Raw genomic sequence first — 612 nt, forward strand, 5'->3', positions numbered from 1 at the left:
CGGGACCGTCGTGCTGAGCTGGTTCGGCCTCGTCCTCGGCACCGCCGTCGGGCTGGGCATCGGCATGCTGCTCGACAACCGCCACGCCACGCGCTGACCCGACCGGTCCTACCCACGGTCCGCGCGACGAGCGCGAGACCGGGAACGCCCCGCCCGACATCGTCGTCGCACGGCGGATCCGCAGCCCGACGCACGAGAGGCGAGAAGTGGTCCCTCCCCGGCCCGAGCCGGGGGCCACTTCTCGCCTCTCGTCGTTCGACGACCCGGTCGTCGGCGTGGCGGAGCGCGGTCCGCTACAGCCCGACCCACTCCGAGACGCCGTCGTCGAAGTGCTGCCGCTTCCAGATCGGCACCTCGGCCTTGATGCGCTCGACGAGCAGCGAGCAGGCCTCGAACGCCTCCCGGCGGTGACCCGCGGCCGCCGACGCGACGAGCGCCACGTCGCCGATCCCGAGGGTCCCGTACCGGTGGACGGCGGCGACGCGCAGCCCGGTCTCGGCCGCCACGCCGGCCACGCACCGCCGGATCACCGCGGTCGCGTCGGGGTGCGCCTCGTAGTCGAGCCGGCTCACGCCGCGGCCGCCGTCGCCGTCGCGCACGACCCCGCGGAAC

General features: G+C 75.3%; 1 protein-coding gene. It reads right to left on the reverse strand.

The features are described 5' to 3' along the window. Positions 1-293 precede the first annotated feature (293 nt). On the reverse strand, positions 294-612 hold a 319-nt coding region (locus tag G3I78_RS46920), incomplete at its 5' end, for a molybdenum cofactor biosynthesis protein MoaE (protein WP_164436713.1).

Origin of the sequence: Streptomyces sp. SID13726 (assembly GCF_010548375.1) — a bacterium.
Lineage (GTDB): Bacteria > Actinomycetota > Actinomycetes > Streptomycetales > Streptomycetaceae > Streptomyces.